Origin of the sequence: Kitasatospora sp. NPDC059722, assembly GCF_042733235.1 — a bacterium.
GTDB lineage: Bacteria > Actinomycetota > Actinomycetes > Streptomycetales > Streptomycetaceae > Kitasatospora.
The window spans coordinates 1-23245 of sequence record NZ_JBHWGD010000102.1 but is presented as its reverse complement, the minus strand read 5'-3'; the positions used below and the strand labels follow the sequence as shown (position 1 = coordinate 23245).

The following is a 23245-nucleotide window of genomic DNA, read 5'->3' as shown; positions in this document are numbered from 1 at the left end:
GCCCCCCGGCGCGCGCGGGCGCGCCCGGGGCGGCCGCCCCGCCCCCCCCCCCCCCGGGGGCGCCGCCCGGGGGGGGCCCCCCCCCGCGCCCGGCCACCACCACAACACCGCGATCGTGCGCTACGTCGAGGCGGCGGAGGCCGAGTTGATGCGCACCCGCGGCATCACCGGCTACTTCGGCGCGGCCCCGCGCGTCCGCTACGAGGCCGACTTCAGCGCGCCGCTGTGGTTCGGCCAGGAGGTGACGACCGAGCTCACCGTCGAACGCATCGGCACGACGTCCATCACCCTCCGCTTCGAAATCCGCGCGGAGGACGGCCGACTCGCCGCCTCGGGACGGTACGTGGCGGTGCACGTCCCCCGCGGCGAGCGCACGAGCACCCCGTGGCCCGCAGCGTGGGTCGAGGCCTGGTCGTCAGGGAAGGAGGATCACGTGTAGCCGCGCCTGGTAGCCGCCGTTGGACCCGCCGGCGACGAGGGCGTCCGGCCCGACGGCGAGGCCGCTGAGCTGCTCCTCGGCGACGGTCGTGCTCTCCTCCGGGACGGTCTCGCCGGTCGCGGCGTCGACGGAGAGGATCTGCGCCTTGTTCGGGGCGTTGTCCTTCACCGCGTAGAACCGGCTGCCGTCCGCCCCGGCCCGGGCCGTGTTCACGGTCGAGCCCTCGGGGGCGAGCGTGACGTGCCGGCTCACCGTGTCGGTTACGGGGTCGATGAGGTCGCCCCGGCCGGACGAGCCCCCGTCGACGGCGAAGAGCCGCGTGCCGTCCGGGGAGAAGGCCAGGTCGAACTCGGCGGCCGAGACCGTCCCGGCCACGGTGCCGACGAGGGTCGGGCCGGCCGTCCTCCAGTGCTGGATGCCGCTTGAGGTGCCGATGTACAGGTCCCGCCCGCCCGGTCGCACCACCGGGGCACCCGCGCCGCTGGAGGGCAGCGGGACGGAGCCGGTGAACACCCGCCGAGCGGTGTCGAAGGTCAGCATCCGGCCCGGGCCCGGCTTCTGCTTGTAGTGGATCGGCCCGCGCTGCGACACGTACACCGTGCCGCCGTCCGCGCCGACGGCCAGCCCGAGCGCCGGGCCGGCGCTCCAGCGCGCCGGGCGCGGCTGGTCGGGCAGCACGACGGTCGCGAGCACGGCCCTCCCCGCGGTGTCGACGACGACGAGCCGCTGCCCGTCCGCGACGTACAGCCGCGAACCGTCCGCGCTGAGCGCGGCGTTGACGCCCCACTCCAGCGCGCCCAGCCCCACCCGCCCCCGCGTCGCGCCCGTCCGGACGTCCACCGCCTTGACGCTCACGCTGCCGTCGCTCTCGACGGCGACGACGTACAGCGTGCCGCCGTCCGGGCTGACGAGCGGCACCGGCCGCTCGCCGCTCACCGTCACGACGGTCTCGCCCGCGGGCGCGGCCTGCGCCGCCGCGGTGCCCGTCGGTCCGAGCACGACGACGGCCGCCAGAGCCGCGATGCGCATCCTCCTGGACATGCTTCTCCTCCCCTTGCTGCGTATGCGATCCCCCAACGGGCACGCTAGCGGACGGAGTTGACATCTGTCAGTCAATTCTCCGCTTGAGGAGAAGATGTGATGGACGGTCAGGCCTGCGCGGTGGGCCGGACGACGATCTCGCTGACGTCGACGCCCTCCGGCTGCCCGATCGCGTAGCCGATGGCCGAGGCGATCGCCGACGGCGGCATGGCGATCTCGTCGCGCTGCCGGGTCATCGCGGCGGCCGCCTCGGGGCTCGCCCCCTTGCCGACCCCTTCGGTATGGGTGAAGCCGGGCGAGACGAGGGTGACGCGCAGATCGGGCCCGGACTCCTGCCGCAGCCCCTCGGTGAGCACCTTCACCGCCGTCTTGGTCGCCGCATAGACGCCCTGCGGCGACTTGACGACATACGCGGCGGTGGACGCGACGTTGACGAACTGGCCGGAGCACTGGCGACGGAAGACGGGCAGGGCCGCCCCGATGCCGTTGAGCAGGCCGGTGATGTGGGTGGCCACCATGGCGTCCCAGTCGTCCTGGCGCAGGTCGTCGAACGGCGAGACGGCCATCGTGCCCGCGTTGGAGACGAGGACGTCGAGCCGGCCGTACCGCTCGACGGCGGTGTCCGTCAGCCGCTGGAGGTCCTCGCGGCGCGTGACGTCGACGATGACACCGACGGCGGTGCCGCCCTTCGCCGTGATGCCGTCCACGACGGCGGCCAGCCGGTCCTCGCGCCGGGCCCCGAGCACGAGCCGGGCGCCCTCCTCGGCGAGGTACGTCGCGGTCGCCTCGCCGATGCCGCTGCTGGCGCCCGTGATCGCGATGACCTTGCCCTGGATACCCGACATGATCGGCCCCTTCCCCTGGCTGCGTGCGGGTCGTCACCACGACCCACAGTGAAAGCGGAGATGCCCCCACTTATTCCCACGCTAAGTGGGGATGCCTCCGTTTAGCAAGTCGATAGGCTGCCGCCAGACCTCCGGGAAGGGATGGCACCACCGATGAGCGACGTAGCGCCGCGACCGCTGCGGGCCGACGCGCAGCGCAACCGGGAGAAGATCCTCACGGCCGCCGTGCGCGTCTTCACGACGGAGGGCCTGGACGCCCACCTGGAGCGCATCGCCAAGGAGGCCGGCGTCGGCAGCGCGACGCTGTACCGCAACTTCCCCACCCGCGAGGCCCTCGTCGAAGCGGTCTACCGCAACGAGGTGGCCCACCTGTGCGAGGCCGCCCCCGCCCTGCTCTCGCAGGAGCCGCCCATGGAGGCCCTGCGGGCATGGACGCGCCTCTTCCTGGACTACGTCACCGCCAAGTACGGCATGATCGACGCCCTGCGGGCGATCGCCGCCACCGGGAACAGCCCCTACGGGCACAGCCGGGAGATGATCCAGGCCGCCATCACGTCGCTGATGGACGCCTGCACGGCCGCCGGGGCGATCCGCACCGACATCCGGCCCACCGACGTCTTCGCCGCCCTCGAAGGCATCGCCCTCACCTCGGCGGGCACCGAACACCGGCCGCAGGCGGAGCGCCTGCTCGACCTCGTGCTGGACGGCCTCACCGTCCGTCCGTAACGCCTCGCGGGCGGCCTCAGGCGGCGACCAGCGCCAGCCGGATCCAGCGCTCGGCCTCCGCCGTCGCGACCGTCACGTCGAACGCGTCCGGGTCGGTGGCGCCCTGGACGACGAGGCCCTTGACCAGGCCCACCATGGCCAGCGCGAACGCCCCGGGGTCCAGCGCCGCCCGCACCTCGCCCCCGGCCACGCCGTGCCGGACGACGTCGGCCACCCACGCCCGCGTACGGGCGTCCAGTTCCGCGACCGCCGCCGTCAGCTCGGACGCCCCCGCGAGCGCCTCCGCCCCGAGGACGACGAACGCCCGCCCCAGGTCGGTGGGCTTCCGCACCCCCTCCAGGCACCCCCGGACGAACCCGCACAGCTCGTCCACCGCCCCGGCACCGCTGCGCTCGGGCGCGGCGGCGGCCATCGCCTCCGCCAGCGCCTCCTCCTGCAGCCGGGCCAGCAGGGCGGCCTTCGAGCCGAAGTAGTGCGACGCCAGCCCCCGGCTGAAGCCCGCCTCCTCCCCCACCCGCGCGAGCGTGACGCCGGCACTGCCGTGCTCGGCGATCAGCCGGGCCGCGGCGGCGATCAGGGCGGCCTCGGCCTGGGCGCGCCGCTCGGCCTGGGTGCGGCGGGACGGGGTGCCCGGAGAAGCGGCGTCCGGACCATCGTGCGTGGGCATGGCACCATGCTAGTGTCGAACTTGCTTGTTGACCAACAAGTAAGTGTGCGGGGCGGGCCCGGAGACGATCCCCCGGCCGCGCCGCCCCCGTCGGAAGGGAAGATCCGGATGACCGCCACGATGCTCGCCGGCCGCCTCGACGTCACGAAGGGCACGTTCGCCGTCGAGGAGGTGCCCGTCCCGGTGCCCGGCCCCGGCGAGGTCCTGATCAAGGTCGAGGCGGCGGGCGTCTGCCTGTCCGACGTGCACCTGATCGACGGCACCCTCAAGCCCTTCTACCTCCCCGGCGACAAGGTGACCCTCGGCCACGAGGTCGCCGGCACCGTCCACACCCTCGGCGAGGGCGTCACCACCGCCGCCGTCGGCGACCGCGTCCTCCTCCAGGCCGGCGAGCACCGGGACGGCGTCGTCTTCACCCGCGGCGTCGACTACGACGGCGGCTGGGCCGAGTACAGCCTCGCGACCGCCACCACCCTCGTGCCGATCCCCGACGAACTCCCCTTCGAGCAGGCCTGCTTCATCCCCGACGCGGTCTCCACCCCGTGGGCCGCCATCACCGCCACCGGCGCCGTCCGCCCGGCCGAGGCCGTCGGTGTCTGGGGCGTCGGCGGACTCGGCGCCCACGGCGTCCAACTCCTGCGCGCCATCGGCGCCTTCCCCATCGTCGCCGTCGACCCCCTCCCCGCCGCCCGCGAACGCGCCCTCGCCTTCGGCGCCGACGCCGCCCTCGACCCCCTCGACCCCGGGTTCGCCGCCCAGCTGCGCGAGGCCACCGGCGGCCGCCCGCTCGCCGCCGCCTTCGACTTCGCCGGCGCGGCCGCCGTACGCGAGCAGGCGATGGCCGCCCTCGGCGAACGCGGCCGCCTGGTCCTGGTCGGCCTCACCGACCAGCCCCTCACCATCACCAAGGGCACCATGGTCAGCTTCCTGCGCCAGGAGATCCGCGGCCACTACGGTTCCCAGTCCCAGGACGTGATCGACCTCGTCGCCCTCACGCGCGGCGGCCGCCTCGACTTCTCCCGCTCGGTCAGCGGCACCTTCCCGCTCGCCGACGCCGCCAAGGCCGTCGAAGCCCTGGAACAGAAGGCGGGCAACCCGATCCGGCTGATCCTCAAGCCCTGAGGGAATGTCATCATGACGGCGTGACTGACTCGGTGCACAACAACCTTGACGGACAGGTCACGGGGAATGTGATCCAGGCGCACACCGTCAACAACTACGCGCCCCCTTCGCCCGCCGAGGACGAACTGGCCAGACACGTGCTCGTCCAATGGGAAGACGAGGCCAACGCCCGCCGGTTGACCGGTTCCGTACGCATGCCGGTTCGCTGGGACGCACGGCAACTCGGCGCCCTCGAAGAGCCGATCGACACTGACGAGGCACTCTCCCGGATCCGGACGCTCGACCCCGCCCGGCTGGTCATCACCGGACCCGCCGGAGCGGGGAAGTCGTCCCTGGCAGTGCTCCTCGTCCTCGACCTGCTGCACCACCGGAAGTCGGGGGATCCCGTTCCCGTCCTGCTGTCGCTCTCGGGCTGGACGCCCAAGAAGAACCTTCAGGACTGGGTCATCGAGCGCATCCAGCAGGACTACCGGGCCGCGGCGCGCCCTGCGTGGAATCACGAGGTGCAGTCGCTGGTCACCGGGAAGAGAGTCATCCCCATCCTGGACGGCCTCGATGAGCTCATGTCCCTCTCCGGCCAGGAGGTCGTCCTCGGAATCGACGGCTGGCGCGCGAACACCAAGGTGCCCCTGGTCCTGCTGTCGCGGCCGGAAGCGATCGAGAAGATTCCCCCGGACTCCGAGCTCCGGCACATCCCGGTGATCCAGGCCTGTCCGATGTCCCCGGAAGCCGGACGGCACTATCTCACCGGGAAATGCCGTAAGGACCAACTTCCCCAGTGGGAAGAAGTCTTCGAGCAGATCACACGAAGTCCTGACGGACCCGTCGCAGCCGCCTTCTCCTCGCCCCTGATGCTCTGGCTCGCGACGAAGGTCTACGCGAGCGGGGCCCGAGATCCTCGCGAACTCCTCGACTCCGCGAGGTTTCCGACACGCGCGGACGTCGAAGGCCACCTCCTCGACGAGTTGATCCCCGCCGTTTACTCGCGGGCCCCGGCATCCGCCTCCAAATCCAAGCCCGTCCGCCGGTGCAGTGTGAAGGACGCCCGGACGTACCACGGCTTCCTGGCCCGGCAGTTGATCCGCCGCCGGACCCAGGACATCGCGTGGTGGCAGCTGCGCGGCGTGGTCACGCATCCCCTCGCATGGGGCGGCATCGTCCTCACGGCCGTCCTGACGCTCCTCTCCCTCGACCGGCTCCTGTGGCCCGGCACCACCACCGAAGCGATCGACCTCGTCGCCGAGTTGGCCACCATCTCCACCGTCCTCGGACGCACCACCGCCCGGCACCTGTTCCCCGGCCTCGACGGCCGCCCGCGCCGGCCGGCCGCACCCAGGATCCAGGTCATCATGGCCCTGCTCGCCGCAAGCCTCGTCGGTGCGGCAACGGTCGTTCCGGGCGGCGTCCCCGCGGTCGTGCCCACCGTCGCCCTGCCCACGCTGTCGGGCCTCCTCCTCACGCGGCGGGCCGAGTACGACACGGCCACGAAGCCCAGGATGCTGCTCGCCGACGAACGGCGGATCGCCCTGATCGAGGCGGCGGTCGTCGCACCCGCCATCGCCGGGCTCTCGATGGCGGTCTTCTCCCAGACCCACGACACTCCCCTCATCCCCACCGTGTCCTTCCTCACCGCCTGGTCCTGCTCGGCCCTGGCCCTCGTCGCGATGAGCCGATGGGGGCGCTGGACCGCCACGCGGGTCGAACTGTGGCTGTTCGGGCGCCTTCCGTGGGACGTGATGGGTTTCCTGGAGGACGCACACGGACTGGGCCTGCTGCGCCAGGTCGGCGGCGTCCACCAGTACCGGCACACCGAACTGCGCCGGCGCCTCGCCGGAGCGGACGCCGACCGGTCCGCGGCCGAGGCGTGGACACCGCGCACCGTCCTCATGCGCAGCAGCGCCCACACCGTCCGCACCGTGTGGTTCCTCGCCCTCGACCTCGCAATGCCGGTCCTCGCGTACCTCTCCGTCGCCTCGCCGCTCACTGCACACGACGGCCCGAGAGCGGACTGGCAGCAGAGCTGGGACCTGTTCCGCAGGCACCAGTTCCAGTTCGTGGGGGTGACGGTCACGCTCGTCCTGATGGCGGTCGCCCTGTGGGCCGTGGCCACGAGGCTCCGGATCGACGCCGAGACGGTCGAGATCAACCGGGGCCGCAAACTTCGAGTGCGGTGGGAGGACGTGACTGCGGTGCGGGTTCACGGGACCGACGGCGACGTCCTGCCGAACCAGTACCACGTCGCCTTGGAGCTCAAAGAGGGCCTGACCGTCCCGAAGGCCCTCACGGACTCGAAAGGCTGGGCCCGCATCTGGGATCTCGGCCCGACCCGCGCCCTCCCCCTCGACCTCGAAGCCGCCCTCGCCTACTTCGCCGGCGACCGCTGGAAGGGCAGCGGTGACGGGTGGGACCACCGACAAGGTCCCTCTGACGCCCTGGAGGAAGCCGGCCGTCGGGCCCGGCCCTGAGCGGGCGGGGCCCGAAGGGCTGGGGCGTCAGCGGTTGTCGTGGAGGTCCTGGTGCATCTGCGGCTGGTCGTCCTGGTCGTGGGTGAGGGCGTACCGCTCGACCTTGCTGAACGCCTCGGACACGGCTCCGAGGATGTCCTTGTACGGGTTGACGCCCGTGACCTGCTTGGCGGCGCCGCCGAGCAGGCCGCCACCGATGCCGCTGACGATGCCGTGGCCGGCGGCCGCGACCTTGCCCGCCTCCGACAGCGGCGTCCGGTCCAGGCCGGCCATGTCGGCGTACTTGTCGGTGAGGGCGACGCGGGAGAGGGCGAGGTAGGCGTCGCTCATTCCCGGCTTGAGGAAGTCCCGGTAGAACCTGACGGCCTGGGCGGTCATGAAGACGCCGTCCTCCGACTTCCGCCATTCCCGGTCGCGTTCCTGGTTCCACAGCCGTTCGAGCTCATCGGCGTCCTTGGGCAGCTGCCACCTCTCCGGGGTGCCGAGGTAGTGGTTGACGTAGTGCCAGGCGCAGACGAAGCCGCGGGCGTCGTCCTTCGACACGTCGATCCCGAGGTTCCGCATGGCCTGCAGGATCTGGGTGCTGAAGACGCAGGCGGCACCGGTCGTGTACTTCTGCGAGACCGGCTCGCCCCACTTCGCGTAGTCCCACTCCCCGCTCTTCTTGTGCAGCTGCCGCACCGAGGCGTGGACCAGGCGCACCTTGGTGACGTTCGCGGCCAGGGTGCCGTTGCGCAGGGCGTCCTTGTCGCCCATGTCGATGAACAGCCGGCTGGACTGCGAGAGCCGTCGGCCGGGCCCTTCCACGCCGCCCAGGCGGCCGGTCGAGCGCAGGGTGAACGCGCCGGTCGGGGAGAGGTAGGTGCCGATGAGGCCGACGGTGCCCTGAAGCATGGACGCCTCGCCGTGGTGGTGGGCGAAGAAGCCCTCGGCGGCCTTGACGTCGGCCTCGCTCCAGTCCGGCGGCGGCGCCGTCGCCTCGCGCAGGAAGTCGGCCAGCCGGTCGGGCAGTCGGGAGAGGTCCTGCCCGGGCTTGAGGGTGCCCACGGTGCGGAAGAGGGCGTTGACCCCGTCGATCTCCCTCTTCTCGATCAGCTCCGAGACCAGGGCGTCGGCCTCCGGGTCGCCGACCGTGCTCGCTGCCTCGAGTTCGGCCGTGACCGTTGCGGCTGTCAGTGCCACCAGCAGTACCTCGTTTCTGGGGTTCGGGTGCGTCCCGCGCCACGAGGCAATCGAGTTCGTGCTCGCATGATGCCCTGGCGGCAGGGGGTGTGCGCGAGCGTACTGTTCATCAGGCATACGGACGATCGCTCGAATGGGGGACCCCGGCGCGCGCCCTGTCCGCAGGGGGCGCACACCAGGGAAGCGTGAACTCGCGCTACCCCGCCGGGACCGGGCGGTGCGGGAGGTCGGTGGGGTTGTCGGGGCCGAGGGAGAAGGTCGGGGCGGGCGTCGGGTGCATGGGCGGCGGGGTGGTCACGGCCGTGCTCGGGGCGGTCGGCATCGTCGTGGGCCGTCCCGTGGCGGTGGGCGTCGGCGCAGCAGGCGAGCTGGACGGGCTCGACGGCGTGGACGGCGTGGACGGCGTGCCCGTGACGGCCGGTGTCGGCGACGGAGTCGGCGGCGCAGCCGTGGAGTTGCACGCGGCGGTGGCCAGCGCGAGGAGCAGGGTGCCGGCGGCGATGGTGGCGGCGGGTCGCTTCACGGGGCGGGGTCTCCTGATCGTCGGGGGTCGCCGCTTGGACGGTGCGGCCCCCGAACCGGTTCCGCAACGTTGGTTCCGCAACGCCGGTTCTGCAACGCCGGTGCCCGGCCCGCCGACGCTCGGCGGGCCGGGCCTCAGTGGAACGCTCAGTCCTCCTGGTCCCCGGCCACGTCCCCGACCACGTCCCTGTGGTCGAAGCGCCGCAGGTCGACGGCCCAGATGCCGCGCCCGAAGGTGGCCGCGTACAGCTTGCCGTCCGGGCCGGTCTTCAGCTGCTGCACGGACGTCGTCGGCAGGTTGCGGCCGAGGACCTTCCAGTCCGTGGCGCCCGGCGCCCGGTAGAACGCCGCGAGGTCGGTCCCCAGGGCGAGTCCGCCGTTGGGCAGGATCTTCACCGAGTCCGCGGGCACGTCGGGCAGGTTGGCCGAGACGTCGGTCCAGGTGGCGCCGCCGTCCCGGGACTCGAAGACGTGCCCGATGCCGGCGCCGGGCCCCTCGGTCCAGGACCGCGAGAAGCCGTTCATGGCGACGAACACGTGCTGCGCGTCGTTCTCGTCGACGGCGAACGACGAGACGTACCGGTTGGGCACGGTCCCGTCCACCGGCAGGTCGAGCTGGTGCCAGCCCGTCCCGTCCGTGTTCCCCACCGCGATGCCGCGCGTGAAGCCCTGGTTGTTGCAGGGGCCGCACCAGCCCGCGTACACGGTGCCGTTGACGGTCGCGACGGCGGTGGCGAAGTGCCCTGCGCCCAGGTCGTAGGCGGAGGTCCACTCGCTGCCGCTGCGGATCGCGTAGCCCTTGTGCTGCACCCAGATGTGCCGGCCGCCGGCGATCCAGGTGTTGACGTCCTTGGGGTCGGCGGCGAGCGGGGCGATGAAGCGGGCGGAGCTGGTGGCCTTGTCGGGCGGGGCGACCTCGTAGGACGTGGCCTTGCTGGGGTCGGAGTTGCCGGAGCCGTCGTTGACGGCGCAGTTCTGGGTGACCCACACGTCCATGTAGACGTATTCCTGGGCGATGTTGCACCCGTTGCCCGGGTCGACCAGCGTGTCGCCGCCGTCGCCGCCGAAGTTGGAGCCCATCACCTTGTCGTGGGCGCGCAGGATCGATTCGCCGTTGTCCTGGAGGCCGCCGCTGACGCTGACGCCCCGCCCGGAGCGGTCCGAGAGGTCCTTGCCCACGCCCACCGAGTAGTACTGCAGGGTGTCGATGGTGCCGTCGGCGAGGGACTTCCAGTCCTTGGCGTGGCCGCCGGAGTCGACGGCGCCGTTGACCGGGCGGGTGTAGATGCCGCCGTCGTTGCCGACGTACACGCTCGCCTTGCCGTGGTACGTGCCGATGGCGACGGCGTGCTGGTCGGAGTGGGTGGTCGGCGAGCAGTCGCCGGTCTGCTTCGTCGGGTCGATGCTCCAGCAGGGGAACGGGAAGTTCCAGTAGGGGCCGGGGACGATCCAGGAGGCACCGCCGTTCTTGGTCTCCAGCACCTCCTCCAGACCGGCGTAGACGTGGTCGGGGTTGGCCGGGTCGACCTGGAGGAACTGGTTGTACCAGGACTGGATGCCCGGCTGGTATCCGGCGCCCTGCAGCGCGGAGCCCGAGTTCTTGATCTTGTCCTTGTCCGCGATGAGCGTCCACGGGCCGGACGGGGAACCGGACTTGGAGACGTAGATGCCCTTCAGTCCGGAGTCCGGGTTGTGCGCGGTGAGGTCCGGCGACTGGTCGATCGCGTAGTAGCGCGAGCCGTCCGCCGAGCGCGCGAAGGTCACGTTGCCGACGTTCGCCGCGTCGGTAGGCAGGTCACCCAGTGACGCGACGCGCTGCCAACTCCCGTCCGCGGCCTTGCTGTAGAAGCCGTTGTACGTGTCGCCGCCGCGCCAGCCGACGGCGAGGACCACCTTGGACGGGTCCTTGGGGTCGATCGCGATGTCGTTGGCGATGTTCTTGTACGGCGCACTCGGGTCGCCCGCCTTCGAACCCCCGGGCAGGTACTCGGGGTTGGGCACGAACTCCTGCGTCCACGGGCCCGAGAGGTCCGTCGTCGAGTGGCTCCACACACCCCGACTGGTGGCCGCCCACACCTTGTCCCCGGCGAAGCGCAGCGCGTGGATCGTCGTCGACTCCAACTCCGCCCCGCCGACCCGGTTCCCGGGCTGGAACTGGCCGCGCTTGGGGTCGGCGAGCACGTAGACGCCGGTGCCGACGTACGAGACCGCGCCCGTGTTCGACTCACCGGTCGCGTACCAGAGCCGCCCGGTGCCGTCCAGGTCCAGCGTGCCGGTGGACAGCGACGGCAGCTTCTCCGAGATCGACTGCCACTGCCCGCCGCCGGTCCGGGAGCGGAACACCCCGCCGTTCGCACCGCCCGCGTACACGTACCCGTCGTCGTCCGCCGCGATGCCGGTGATCCGGCCGGTGACGAAGCCCGCGCCGCCGCTGGAGTTGGAGTTGACGTCGCGGTAGCGCGGGTCGTCCGCGTTGTACGGCTTGCTCGTCACCTGCTCCCAGCGGCCGCCGGCGCTCGGCATCGACTTCAGCTGCGCCCAGGCCGCGCCGTACGCGCCCGGTGCGACGACGCCGGGGGCGGTGCGGGCCTCGGTGTACTGCGCGGTGCCCTCGGCCGCGTTCTCGGCCTCGTCCGCGCCGCCGTCGTCCCCGCCCCGGTCGGCCTTCGCCGAGAACGCGGGCCCGGCCGCGCCGCGGCCCTCCTGGACCTTTCTCGCGTGCTGCTGCCCGATCTCCTGCAGGTGCTGCGCCTGGTGCGGGCGGGGCCTGGGCGGCTCGGAGGCGGCGAGCGCCTGGGTGGTGGTCAGTCCGAGGGCGGTCAGGGTGACGGCCGGAAGCAGCAGCCGTCGACGTTGCCTGTTGGGCACGATGTCGGTCCTCCCCATGCGACGGGCCGCGCGGTCGCGCGGCCCGGTGGCAGTCCGAGCGGAAGCCTCGCGGGTCCGACCGGCCGGTGTGAAGGGAGTGTGCACGAGGGAGAGCCGAAACTACGTCAGATGAGAGAGTCGACGCGCGACGGATGACCCGCCCGGACGCCCGTGGTGCTGCGTGCGACGCGCGCCGCACGCCGAACCGTCGGTTGCGGCCCCCGCTTCAGCGAATCCTCAGGTACCCCCCGCAACACTCTGTTCCGTAGTCGGACGGTGGGCGGACGGAGCAGTCGATGTCGGAATCCATACGCGGCTCGGCGCGGGCCGGGGGGCTCCTGCGCCGGGCCGGGTGGTCGGCGGTCGCGCTGGCGGCGGTGGTGGGCGCCGGAACCGCCGCGCGGGAGATTGCGAGCGCGGACGTACGGCCGCTCCACGTGGTGTGCGAGCACGCCGCCTCCGCCGGGCACCACCGGCTCGCGATGCGCTTCTGCCGCGGCGGCATGGACCGCTGGACGACACCGGCGGGACGGCCCGGGCCCACCGGCCACCACCGGGCTCATGAATTCCTCAGGTTCCCGCTGTCATGATCCTCCGCAGACGGCGCGCCTCCCGGTCCCCCACGGACGCGGAGGCGCGCCGCCCCTCGACCCTCCCCGGAGGCGCGTTCGTGCCCGCAGGACCGCCGACGGCCCCTCCCCGGGCCGTGGATATCCTGGCCGGCATGCGCATATTGGTGGTCGAGGACGACGAGGACCTGCGGTTCGCCGTGGCCGCGGCCCTGCGGGGCGGCGGGCTGGCGGTCGACGAGGCCGGGGACCTCCCGGCCGCCGACGAGGCGCTGTTCGTCACCGGCTACGACTGCGTCGTCCTCGACCGCATGCTGCCCTCCGGCGACTCCGCCGACTACGTGCGCCGGATGCGCGCGGACGGCCGGACCGTCCCGGTGCTGTTCCTCACCGCCCGCGACACCGTCGCCGACCGGGTCGAGGGCTTCGCCACCGGCGGCGACGACTACCTCGTCAAGCCCTTCGCCGTCCCCGAACTGGTCGCCCGGGTGCACAACCTGTGCCGCCGCACCACCGTCGCCCGCCCGCCCGTGGTGCGCCTCGACGGCCTGGAGATCGACACCGCCCGCCGCACCGTGCACCGCGACGGCGTCCGGCTGACCCTCACGATCAAGGAGTTCGCCGTCCTGGAGACGCTCGCCGCCCGCCCGGGCCAGGCGGTGCGCCGCGCCGAGCTCATCGAGCGCTGCTGGGACGAGCTGACCGAACCCAACTCCAACGTCGTCGAGGTGCTCGTCTCCCAGCTGCGCCGCAAGCTCGGCGAACCGGCCCTGATCCACACCGTGCGCGGCGTCGGCTACCGGCTGGAGTCGCACGCGTGAGAGCCGCACGCGTGAAAGCCGCACGTGTGAGAGCCGCACGTGTGAAAGCCGCACGCGGGCGGACCACGGGCTGGAAAGCACTGAAGAAGGACGTCCCGCCCACCCCGGCCGGCCGGATCCGCCGCCTGCGCCGCCGCATCGCCCTGCTCTTCGCCCTGGTCAGCGCCCTCGCCCTGGTCGGCATGGCGGTCGTCGCCGTGCACGCGGACGACGACGCCTGGCGCTCCCAGGTCGACTCCGACCTGAAGCTGCGGACCAGCGAGTTCGCCGCCGACCTGCACTACGACGAGCAGGGCGCCCTGGAGTACCCGGACCCCAAGGAGGGCGGCTACGACTGCCCGCCGGTGACGCTCTTCACCGGCACCGCCGAGCAGATGACCGTCGCCGCCCGCCCGCACCGCGCCTGCCTGACCGTCCCCGCGGACGCCTACCAGACGGCCGCCGACGACGCCGCGCGCGAGGGCGACGTCGTCCGGCTCACCACGACCGCGCCGAACGGCCACCAACTCCGGCTCTCCGCCCAGCCGTTCACCGGCCCGAACCAGGACACCACGGACACCGTGGCCGTCGCCGCCGTCGACATCTCCGGCAACCTGGCCGACCACGACCGCCTCGCCCTGCTCCTCACCGCCGCCTGCGCCGTCCTCGTCGCCCTCTCCGCCCTCGCCGGCCACTGGCTCGCCGGCCGGGCCGTGCGCCCCGCCCTGGACGCGCTCGACCAGCAGGAGGCGTTCCTCGCCGACGCCGCCCACGACCTGCGCACCCCCGTCGCCTCCGTCCGCGTCCTCGCCGAGACCGGCCTGCGCGGCGAGGCCGACACCACCGAGATCCTGCGCCGCACGCTGCGCCAGTCCACCCGGATGAGCGAGCTCGTCGACGACCTGCTGACCCGCGCCCGGCTGATGGCCGGCGCCGTCCCGCTCGACCGGGAACCGCTGCGGCTCGACCAGCTCGTCGACGCCGTCGTCGCCGACACCCCGGCCGACGGGCACCGCGTCGCCGTCCGCACGGAGCCCGTGATCGTCCTCGCCGACGCCGGGCTGCTGCGCCGTGCCGTCGCGAACCTGCTCGGCAACGCGCTCGCCCACGGGCACCGGCCGGGCCAGCCGGCCGACGTCGAGGTCACCGTCACCGCGGACGGCACCGTCGCCGTCGACGACGCGGGCCCGGGCATCCCGCCCGAGCGGGCGGCCTCCCTATTCGAGCGCTTCCACAGCGGCGGTGGTTCGAGCGGCCTCGGCCTGTCCATCGCCGCCTGGGTGGCCCACGCCCACGGCGGCTCCCTCACCGTCGACCCGAGCACCCGCGGCGGCACGCGCTTCCTGCTGCGCGTGCCCGTGCACAAGCCCCCGCGCTCATCCGGGTGAGGGCCCGCGAGCCGGGGGCACCGCGCCGCAGGGAGGTGCGACCGTCGGTCGCATGCCGCTGATCGCACGCTCCGACCGCCGCGCCGTCCCCGTGCTGCTCCCCCTGCTCTGCGCGTGCGCCGCCCTGGTACTCGTCCCGGCACCCGTCGCGCGCGCATCGGCCCCCTTCGACCCCGCGCCCGCCGTCGCCGCCCTCGCCCGGCTGCTGCCGGCCCACGCCGCGCAGATCAGCCTCGTCCCCGAGCCGCAGGCCGCGCCCGGCGTCGACGCGTTCACCGTCTCCGGCGCGCCCGGCGCGATCCGGGTGCGGGGCACCTCGCCCGCCACGCTGCTGACCGGCGTCGGCTGGTACCTGCGCAACGTCGCCCACGCCGACATCGGCCTGCCCGGCGACAGCACCGCGGCGCTCCCGGCCACGCTGCCGCCGGTGCCCGCCCCGCACACCGACTCCGCCGTCGTCCCGCACCGCTACGCGCTCAACGACACCGACAACGGCTACTCCGGCCCCTACCGGAGCTTCGCCGAGTACCAGCACGAGGTCGACGTCCTCGCGCTGCACGGCTTCAACGAGGTCCTGGTCACCGTCGGCGCCGAGGCGCCGTACCTGCGGGCGCTCCAGGGCTTCGGCTACTCCGCCGACGACCTGCGCGCCTGGATCCCGGCGCCCGCGCACCAGCCGTGGTGGCTGCTGCAGAACATGTCCGGCTTCGGCGGCCCGGTCTCCGAGCAGCTGGTCGCCGCCCGCGCCGCCGTCGGCCGCCGGGTCTGCGACCACTTGCGGGCGCTCGGCATGACGCCGGTGCTGCCCGGCTACTTCGGCACCGTCCCGACCGACTTCGCCGAGCGCAACCCCGGCGCCGCCGTCGTGCCGCAGGGCACCTGGACGGCCTTCGCCCGTGACTCCTGGCTGGACCCCACCGGCCCGCTGTTCGCCGAGGTCGCCGCCGCCTACTACGCCGCGCAGCGCGACGCGTTCGGCGACAGCGCGATGTACAAGATGGACCCGCTCCACGAGGGCGGCACCGCGGGCGGCGTCGACGTGCCCGCCGCGGCCGGCGCGATCCAGCGCGCCCTGCTCGCCGCGCACCCCGGCGCCGTCTGGGCGGTCCTCGGCTGGGAGCACAACCCCACCGCGGCCCTGCTGGCGGGCGTGGACCGCAGCCTGATGCTGATCGTCGACGGCCTCTCGGACCGCTACGACGGCCTGGACCGCGAGTCCGACTGGGGCGGCACGCCGTACGCGTTCGGCACGATCCCCAACTTCGGCGGCAAGACCACCTTCGGTGCCAACACGGGCGTCTGGACCACCCGCTTCCGCCAGTGGCTCACCAGGCCCGGCAGCGCGCTCAAGGGCATCGCCTTCATGCCCGAGGGCACCGGCACCGACCCGGCCGCCCTCGCGCTCTTCGCCGACCTCGCGTGGTCGCCCGCCGGACTCGACCGGGCGGCCTGGTTCACGGCGTACGCGACGGCCCGCTACGGCCGCCCGGACGCCCACGCGGCGGCGGCCTGGGCGCAGCTGCGCGAGGGCCCGTACGGCATGCCGTCCGACGGGTGGAGCGAGCCGCAGGACGGGCTGTTCACGGCCCGGCCGTCGCTGACCGCCTCGACCTCGGCGTCCTGGTCGCCGAAGGCGCTGCGCTACGACCCCGCGAGTGTGCGCGGCGCCCTCGCCGAGCTCCTGGCGGTGGCGCCGGAGCTGCGCGCCACCGACGCCTACCGGTACGACCTCGTCAACGTCGCCCGGCAGGCGCTCGCGGACGAGAGCCGCCGGCTGCTCCCGGAGATCGCCGGGGCCTACGGCGCGGGGGACCTCGCCGCGTTCCGGTCGCTGGTGAGCCGCTGGACGGCCGCCGAGGACGACCTCGACCGGCTGGCGGCCACCGACGCCCGCTTCATGGTGGGCCCGTGGCTCGCCCAGGTGCCGTCCTGGGGAGCCACCGACGCCGAGCGCAGCCAACTCCAGTACGACGCGCGCTCGATCCTCACCACGTGGGGCGGCACCCGCGCCGAGGCCGAGGACGGCGGCCTGCACGAGTACGCCGCGCGCGAGTGGTCCGGCCTGGTCGCGGACCTCTACGCCAAGCGCTGGGCGGCGTTCTTCGCCTCGCTGGAGGTCGCGTTGACGCAGCACACCCGCCCGGCGCCCGTCGACTTCTTCGCCCTGGACGACGCGTGGGCGCACTCGACGTCCGCCTACCCGACCGCGCCGGTCGGTGACCCGGTCGACGTCGCGACCGACATCGCGACCGCCGTCGCGGCCGCTGTTGCGGCGCCGCTGGAGCACCCGTCAGAGTCTTCGCGTTGACACCCCGCCCACGGTGCGGCGACCGACTACCCGGTGCCGTGGGTGGCCTACACCCGAGGAGTGGGCATGAGCCACGACCGTCCGGCAGCGCACCCCCCGCAGCGGCCCGGCCGGAGGCAGGTCCTGCGGCTCGCCGCCGCGCCCCTCGCGGCGGCGGCGCTCGCCGCGTGCGGCGGGCCGAAGCCGGAGCCGTCGCCGGACCCGTCGACCTCCGCGAACAGCCCCACGCCGTCGCCGACCCCTACCCCCGCCCCCACCCCCGTCGGCCCGCCCGACTGGGCCGCGCTGGCGAAGGACCTCAGTGGGACCGTCATCGGCCCGCAGGACGGCCGCTATGACGACGCGAGCCACCTCTACCAGCCGCAGTTCGACGGCCTGCGCCCCGCCGGGATCGTCTACGCCGCCACCCCCCAGGACGTCGCCACCTGCCTCGCCTTCGCCCGCCGGTACGCCCTCCCGGTCGCGGCGCGCAGCGGCGGGCACAGCTACACGGGCTGGTCGTCGGGCAGCGGGATGGTGCTGGACGTCGGGTCGATGGCGGCGGTCTCCGGTTCCGGCGGCACGGCGACGGTCGGCGCCGGCGCCCGGCTGATCGACGTGTACGCGGCCTTGGCGGCCGACGGCGTGACGGTCCCGGCGGGCTCCTGCCCGAGCGTGGGCGTCGCCGGGCTGACGCTCGGCGGCGGCATCGGCGTCACGTGCCGCGCGTACGGTCTCACCTGCGACAGCCTCACCGGCGCCCAGATCGTGACGGCCGACGGGCGGGTCCGCCAGGTGGACGCTTCGACGGACCCCGACCTCTTCTGGGCGCTGCGCGGCGGTGGCGGCGGCAACTTCGGCGTGGTCACGTCCTTCACCTTCCGCACCCACCCGGCGCCGACCTGCGCGTACGCGTTCCTCTCCTGGCCCTGGTCGTCCGCGGCGCCGGCCGTGGCGGCCTGGCAGACGTGGGTGGCGAGCGCGCCGGACCCGCTCTGGGCCAACCTCCACCTCGACACCTGGCCGGACGGCCGTCAGCGCCTCACCAGCACCGTCAACTACCTCGGCCCGAAGTCCGACCTCGCCGGCCTGATCGACCGGCTGACCGTCGCCCCGGCCACCGCCTCACTCCACACGGCGCCGTTCCTGGACACCATGAAGGAGATGGGCGGCGTGGCCGGCTGGTCGGAGGCCGCCGCCCACCTGCCCGGCAGCCTCCCCGGCCAGAACCCCGACGGCAGGCTGACCCGGGGCTCGTACGCGGCCCGGTCCGACTTCTACACCCGGCCGATCGACCCGACCGGGATCGCGGCGCTCGTGGCCGCCGTCGACCGGTACCCGCAGAGCGTGCCCCAGGGCGGGAGCGCCTCCGTCTCCTTCGACGCCCTCGGCGGCGCCGTGAACCGGGTGGCCCCCGGCGACACCGCCTTCGTCCACCGGAACGCCCTGTTCGGGGCCCAGTACATCACCAACTACCCCGCGCCCGGCGCCGGTTCCGGCCCCGCCGTGGACCAGTCCCAGGCCTGGCTGAAGGACGTCTGGACGACCATGCGCCCGTACGCGAGCGGCGAGGCCTACCAGAACTACCCCGACCCGACCCTCACCGACTGGGCCCAGGCCTACTACGGCAGCAACCTCGCCCGCCTGCGCCAGGTGAAGCACACCTACGACCCGGACGGACTGTTCCACTTCCCCCAAGCCGTGTAGTCCGCCAGAAAAACCTCCGGACACGCGACGGTTTTCCGGGCTCCCGCCGGTCTTGATTGGCGACCGTGTCCCACCAGCCCTCCCCGGGAGCCCCCGATGTCCGACACCATCCCCAGCGCCGTCCCCACCACCATCCCCACCGCCGTCGTCACCGGTGCCGGCCGCGGCTTCGGCCGCGCGATCGCCGCGGCCCTCGTCGCCCGCGGCACGCACGTCATCGGCATCGCCCGCACCGGGGCCGACCTGCTCGCCGTCCGCGAGGAGCTCGGCGAGCGCTTCACGCCCCTCACCGGCGACGCCACCGACGAGGCGCTCGCCGCCGAGGTGATCCGCACCCACCGCCCCGGCCTGCTCGTCCTCAACGCCGGGACCGTGCCGCCCATGGCACCCGTCCAGGAGCAGACGTGGGAGAGCTTCGGCCGCGCCTGGGAGGTCGACACCCGGCACGTCTTCACCTGGACCGGCGCCGCCCTGCGCGAGCCGCTGGCCCCGGGCAGCGTCGTCGTCTCCATGTCCAGCGGCGCCGCGCTCTTCGGCTCCCCGCTCAGCGGCGGGTACGCGAGCGCCAAGGCCGCCGTCCGCTACATCCGCTCCTACGCCGCCGGGGAGTCCGAGCGGGCCGGGCTCGGCATCCGGTTCGTCGCGCTGCTGCCGAACATGACCCCGGTCGGCGGGGTCGGCGACGCCGGGGTCACCGGATACGCCGCGCAGGCGGGCCTCGACCGGGAGACTTTCCTCGCAGGGCGCGGGCCGATCGTCACGCTGGAGCTGATCGGGAAGGCGGTGACGGAGGTCGCCGACGACCCCGACGCCGCTGCCGAGTACCGGGTCGAGGGCACCGGGCTCGTCCCGCTCGCCTGAGACCGCGCCCGAAAGCCGTTCCGGAAGGACCCCCCGCGATGCCGTCGAACGCCGAGTTCACCGCCCTGGCCGAACCGTTCCGGCCGGAGCTCCTCGCCCACTGCTACCGGATCCTCGGCTCGGTCCACGACGCCGAGGACCTGGTCCAGGACACCTACCTGCGTGCGTGGCGGGCGTTCGACGGCTTCGAGGGCCGCTCCTCGGTGCGCCGGTGGCTCTACAAGATCGCCACCATGGCCTGCCTCACCGCCCTGGAGACGCGCTCGCGCCGCCCCCTGCCGTCCGGGCTCGGCGCCCCCGCGGACGACCACCGGGTGGCCGTGGCACCGCGCGAACCGTCCGTCCCGTGGCTCCAGCCGGCGCCGGACGCGCTGTTCGGCGCCGGCGACCCGGCGGTGACCGTCGCCGCCCGGACGGGCGTGCGCCTCGCCTTCATCGCCGCCCTCCAGTACCTCTCCGCCCGCCAGCGCGCCGTGCTCACCCTGCGCGACGTCCTCGGCTTCCGCACCGCCGAGGTGGCCGCGATGCTCGACACGACCACCGCCGCCGTCGACAGCGCGCTGCGCCGCGCCAGGGGCCGCCTGGCCGAGGTGGGCCCGGTCGCGGACGACCTGGCCGAGCCGGACGAGCGCGTGCGCCGCGGCCTCCTCGACGACTACGTCGACGCCTTCACCCGCGCCGACCCCGACGCCCTCGTCGACCTCCTGCGCGTCGACGTCGAGATGGAGATGCCCCCGACGCCGACCTGGTTCACCGGCCGCGAGGCCGTCCTCGGCTTCCTGTCCGCCCGCATCCTGCGCCCGTCGCTGTGGCGGATGACCCCGACGACGGCCAACGGCCAGCCCGCCTTCGTCGTCCACCGCCACGCCGGCGCCGGCCGCTACGAGCCGTACGGCGTCCAGGTGCTGACCCTGGTCGGCGCGCGCGTCGCCCGCATCACGGCCTTCAACGACCCGGCCCTCGTCCCGACCTTCACGCCGGCCGGCGTCGGAGGCCTTGCCACGAGTTAGTGCATCTCGCACTCTGGCGCGAACAGGACGGCGGGACAGGGGCCGCGAAGAGGACGACGACGGGGACACCCGGCGGATCGCCGCCTTCCAGAACACCCGCGCGCCACAGGGCTGACACCCCCTAAGCGGCCCGCACCTGGTGCTCGTCCAGGTACCGCTCCTCGATCTCCTTCGGCCCGAACGGCCAGACGCCCTCGACCCGCGACCACCCGAGGTACGCGACGAGGCCGAGACCGACCCACCCGACCGACCACTCGATGGGGTGCAGCCCCGGGTTGGCCTCGTCCGCGTACCCGTAGACGACCAGCCAGCCGACGGCGGCCACGATGCCCGGCAGCGGGTAGAGCAGCATCCGGTACGGGCGGGCGAGGTCCGGCTGGCGCCGCCGCAGCACGGTCACGGCCGCGATCTGCGCGAGCGCCTGGATGATCACCATCACGGTGGTGAGCAGCGTGATCAGGACCGTCAGCGGCGGGTGCGCCGCGGAGTCGCCCACGTGCCGCGCGGCGAGGAAGGCCCCGGCGGTGATGACGCCCATCGCCACCAGGCCGGCCACCGGGAACCGGTGCTTGGAGTGCAGCCGCGCGAAGGAGCGGAAGAAGAGCCCGTCCCGCGCGGCGTCGTAGGGGACGCGGGACCCACCGAGCAGACCGGTGAAGACGGAGGCGAACGCGGTGACGAGGACGAGCACGGTGACGACGTCCGCCGCGCGCTTGCCGAGCGTCCGTTCCAGCACGGCCGAAGCCACGGACTGGGACGCCGTGTTCGCGGGGTCGAGCATGTCCTGCCACGGCACGACGCCGAGCACCCCGATCTGGAGGAGCAGGTAGATCCCCATGATCGCGACGACGGAGCGGATGATCGCCCGCGGCATCACCCGGCCCGGGTCCTTGATCTCCGCCCCCATGTAGGCGGCGGTGTTGTACCCGAGGTAGTCGTAGATCCCGATCGTGAGCCCGGACGCGAAGCCGAGCCAGAAGCTGCCGCTGGTCAGTCGCACCGCGTGCGCGGGCCAGGTGAACGCGAGCGAGGGGTGGAAGTGGGTGAAGGCTGCGAGGACGACGGCGGTGACGGCGAGGATCATCACCGCCCACATGGCGACGGTGACCCTCCCGACGTTCTCGACCCGCCGCCACAGCAGCAGGACGACGAGCACGACGACGCCGACCCCCACGAGATCGCCCTGACCGCCCGTGATGTCCGGCCACAGGTAGCCCAGGTACTGGACCAGCCCCTGCACCCCGGTCGACATGATCAGCGGGATGAACAGCATGGCCGTCCACACGAAGAGGAACGGCATCAACCGCCCGGTCCGGTACTGGAACGCCTCCCGCAGGTACACGTACGTCCCGCCCGACCCCGGCAGCGAGGCCCCGAGCTCGGCCCAGACAAGCCCGTCCGCGAGCGCCAGGACGGCCCCGGCGACCCACCCGATGACGGCCTGCGGCCCACCGAAGGCGGCGACCATGAGGGGAATGGTGACGAACGGCCCGATGCCGCACATCTGGCTCATGTTGATGGCGGTGGCCTGGAACAGGCCCACCCGTCTGGACAGTTGAGGAACGGAATCGGTGGTGGCCAACAGGCACCTCCTGGGGGCGAGAGGTCGACCGGCGGAGAAAGTAAAGTTCCTTAACTCACTCGGGGTCAAGGCCCGCGCAGCACCGGACCGCGCCGCTTGGCGTGCCGCCCCGCGCACCGGCCCCCGCGCGTGGCAGGATGCGGGCGACCGCACCGCACTCAGACCGCACCGCACTCAGGAGGGACGCTCATGTCACAGGCCATCGAGGGTGTCGATCCGGCGGTGCCGCCCAGCGGGACGGGCTGCGTCGAGTGCGAGGCGGTGCAGGGCTGGTGGGTGCACCTGCGGCGCTGCGCCCAGTGCGGACACGTCGGCTGCTGCGACACGTCTCCGGCGCAGCACGCCACGCGGCACTTCGCCGAGACCGGGCACCCGTTCATCCAGACCTTCGAGCCGGACGAGGACTGGTTCTGGGACTACCGCAGCAACGACTACTTCGAGCAGGGCCCGGAACTGGCCGCGCCGCACCACCACCCGCGCACGCAGACGGTGCCCGGGCCCCAGGAGCGCGTCCCCGCCGACTGGCAGGACCACATCCACTGAGGGGAACGGCCGCCAGGAGGCTCGGGATCATGGTTTCGGTCCTGCAGAACGTGGCGGTCGACTACGCGGACGCCTACGGGTCGGCCCGCTTGCGGAGCGCGGTGACCGACCGTCCGCTGCACCCCGGCCGGGCCGTCCTCGCCGACCCCGAGGGCACGAATTCTGCGTCCTGCGCAGCGGGTCGGACCGGGCCGCCCCGCCGTCCTGATCCGCGCTACAGCGGCGGGAGCGCAGGCACAGGGCCCAGCGTGGTGGTGCCCGGGGTGGCGCGGTGGGCGAGCCCGGCGCGGTAGGCGTCCAGCGCCTCCTCCGGGCGGCCGGTGCGGCGCAGGAGATCGCCGAGGAGGCGACACAGGTCCGCCAAGTCGGCGGTGGCACCGGCGTGTTCGAGGAGGGCGAGGGCGCTCCGGTAGTGGTCCTCGGCGTCGGAGTCCTCGCCCCGGTCCTCCGCGATCAGGCCCAACAGCCGGTGGGCCGCCCCCGCGTGGACCGCTCCGCGGCTCGGATGCAGGGACCCGAGCAGGTCGGCGAGCAGCGCGGAGGGGGGGGGGCGGTGAGCGCGCGCGCCCCCCCCCGCCCCCCCGGACGAGGGACGCCGAGCAGGTAGAGATAGTTAGTATA

The 23245-nt window shown here is 73.5% G+C and carries 19 protein-coding genes and 1 pseudogene; 12 read left to right on the top strand and 8 right to left on the bottom strand.

Annotation, left to right across the window (positions count from 1 at the left end; genetic code table 11):
- On the top strand, positions 1–439 hold a 439-nt coding region (locus tag ACFV4F_RS36870; RefSeq protein ID WP_380509372.1), incomplete at its 5' end, for an acyl-CoA thioesterase.
- Here ACFV4F_RS36870 and ACFV4F_RS36865 read toward each other — a convergent pair.
- Together ACFV4F_RS36865 and ACFV4F_RS36860 are read right to left on the bottom strand one after the other, a co-directional pair.
- Complete coding sequence (locus tag ACFV4F_RS36865; RefSeq protein ID WP_380509369.1) at positions 416–1480, bottom strand: YncE family protein; 1065 nt, start codon at positions 1478–1480, stop codon at positions 416–418. The two genes, ACFV4F_RS36870 and ACFV4F_RS36865, sit on opposite strands and share 24 nt — an antisense overlap.
- A gap of 107 nt (positions 1481–1587) precedes the next feature.
- Positions 1588–2325, bottom strand: a complete 738-nt coding sequence (locus ACFV4F_RS36860) for an SDR family oxidoreductase (RefSeq protein ID WP_380509366.1) — start codon at positions 2323–2325, stop codon at positions 1588–1590.
- Between the two features lie 153 nt (positions 2326–2478).
- Between ACFV4F_RS36860 and ACFV4F_RS36855 the strand changes: the two genes are divergently transcribed.
- Positions 2479–3051: a TetR/AcrR family transcriptional regulator gene (locus ACFV4F_RS36855; protein WP_380491084.1), complete on the top strand. Its 573-nt coding sequence runs from the start codon at positions 2479–2481 to the stop codon at positions 3049–3051.
- Positions 3052–3067: 16 nt separating this feature from the next.
- Here ACFV4F_RS36855 and ACFV4F_RS36850 read toward each other — a convergent pair whose 3' ends face one another.
- Positions 3068–3718, bottom strand: coding sequence for a TetR/AcrR family transcriptional regulator (locus ACFV4F_RS36850; protein ID WP_380440894.1), 651 nt, complete (start codon positions 3716–3718; stop codon positions 3068–3070).
- A 108-nt stretch (positions 3719–3826) separates the two neighbouring features.
- Here ACFV4F_RS36850 and ACFV4F_RS36845 point away from each other — a divergent pair, with 108 nt between their 5' ends.
- Together ACFV4F_RS36845 and ACFV4F_RS36840 are read left to right on the top strand one after the other, a co-directional pair.
- Positions 3827–4840, top strand: a complete 1014-nt coding sequence (locus ACFV4F_RS36845) for an alcohol dehydrogenase catalytic domain-containing protein (RefSeq protein WP_380509363.1) — start codon at positions 3827–3829, stop codon at positions 4838–4840.
- 20 nt (positions 4841–4860) lie between these two features.
- Entirely contained in the window at positions 4861–7305 is a 2445-nt protein-coding gene (locus ACFV4F_RS36840) for an NACHT domain-containing protein (protein ID WP_380509360.1), read from the top strand.
- Between the two features lie 27 nt (positions 7306–7332).
- Here the strand turns inward: ACFV4F_RS36840 and ACFV4F_RS36835 are convergent, their stop codons facing one another.
- From ACFV4F_RS36835 to ACFV4F_RS36825, 3 genes are all read right to left on the bottom strand, one after another.
- Positions 7333–8487: an oxygenase MpaB family protein gene (locus ACFV4F_RS36835; RefSeq protein WP_380509357.1), complete on the bottom strand. Its 1155-nt coding sequence runs from the start codon at positions 8485–8487 to the stop codon at positions 7333–7335.
- A gap of 196 nt (positions 8488–8683) precedes the next feature.
- The gene (locus ACFV4F_RS36830; protein WP_380509354.1) at positions 8684–9010 is read right to left on the bottom strand and encodes a hypothetical protein; all 327 of its coding nucleotides are present in this window, start codon (positions 9008–9010) and stop codon (positions 8684–8686) included.
- Between the two features lie 146 nt (positions 9011–9156).
- A complete protein-coding gene (locus ACFV4F_RS36825) occupies positions 9157–11880 on the bottom strand; it encodes a glycosyl hydrolase (RefSeq protein WP_380509375.1) in 2724 nt (907 codons plus the stop codon).
- A 293-nt stretch (positions 11881–12173) separates the two neighbouring features.
- Here ACFV4F_RS36825 and ACFV4F_RS36820 point away from each other — a divergent pair, with 293 nt between their 5' ends.
- From ACFV4F_RS36820 to ACFV4F_RS36790, 7 genes are all read left to right on the top strand, one after another.
- Entirely contained in the window at positions 12174–12467 is a 294-nt protein-coding gene (locus ACFV4F_RS36820) for a hypothetical protein (RefSeq protein WP_380435225.1), read from the top strand.
- A 134-nt stretch (positions 12468–12601) separates the two neighbouring features.
- Positions 12602–13267: a response regulator transcription factor gene (locus tag ACFV4F_RS36815; protein ID WP_380435226.1), complete on the top strand. Its 666-nt coding sequence runs from the start codon at positions 12602–12604 to the stop codon at positions 13265–13267.
- A 41-nt stretch (positions 13268–13308) separates the two neighbouring features.
- Positions 13309–14634: a sensor histidine kinase gene (locus ACFV4F_RS36810; RefSeq protein WP_380509351.1), complete on the top strand. Its 1326-nt coding sequence runs from the start codon at positions 13309–13311 to the stop codon at positions 14632–14634.
- Between the two features lie 52 nt (positions 14635–14686).
- On the top strand, positions 14687–16942 hold the full coding sequence (locus tag ACFV4F_RS36805; RefSeq protein ID WP_380509348.1) for an alpha-N-acetylglucosaminidase: 2256 nt from the start codon (positions 14687–14689) through the stop codon (positions 16940–16942).
- A gap of 66 nt (positions 16943–17008) precedes the next feature.
- On the top strand, positions 17009–18628 hold the full coding sequence (locus tag ACFV4F_RS36800) for an FAD-binding oxidoreductase (RefSeq protein ID WP_380509346.1): 1620 nt from the start codon (positions 17009–17011) through the stop codon (positions 18626–18628).
- 96 nt (positions 18629–18724) lie between these two features.
- Positions 18725–19489, top strand: coding sequence for an SDR family oxidoreductase (locus ACFV4F_RS36795; protein WP_380509343.1), 765 nt, complete (start codon positions 18725–18727; stop codon positions 19487–19489).
- A 38-nt stretch (positions 19490–19527) separates the two neighbouring features.
- Positions 19528–20499, top strand: coding sequence for a sigma-70 family RNA polymerase sigma factor (locus ACFV4F_RS36790; RefSeq protein ID WP_380435231.1), 972 nt, complete (start codon positions 19528–19530; stop codon positions 20497–20499).
- 121 nt (positions 20500–20620) lie between these two features.
- On the opposite strand, the gene ACFV4F_RS36785 is transcribed toward ACFV4F_RS36790, so the two are convergent.
- Complete coding sequence (locus ACFV4F_RS36785) at positions 20621–22081, bottom strand: APC family permease (RefSeq protein WP_380509340.1); 1461 nt, start codon at positions 22079–22081, stop codon at positions 20621–20623.
- A 189-nt stretch (positions 22082–22270) separates the two neighbouring features.
- Between ACFV4F_RS36785 and ACFV4F_RS36780 the strand changes: the two genes are divergently transcribed.
- Positions 22271–22624 (top strand): UBP-type zinc finger domain-containing protein, encoded by a 354-nt coding sequence (locus ACFV4F_RS36780; RefSeq protein WP_380435233.1) that lies wholly within the window; start codon positions 22271–22273, stop codon positions 22622–22624.
- A 214-nt stretch (positions 22625–22838) separates the two neighbouring features.
- Here ACFV4F_RS36780 and ACFV4F_RS36775 read toward each other — a convergent pair.
- A pseudogene (locus tag ACFV4F_RS36775) lies at positions 22839–23165 on the bottom strand (transcriptional regulator); the annotation flags it as partial.
- Positions 23166–23245: the final 80 nt, after the last annotated feature.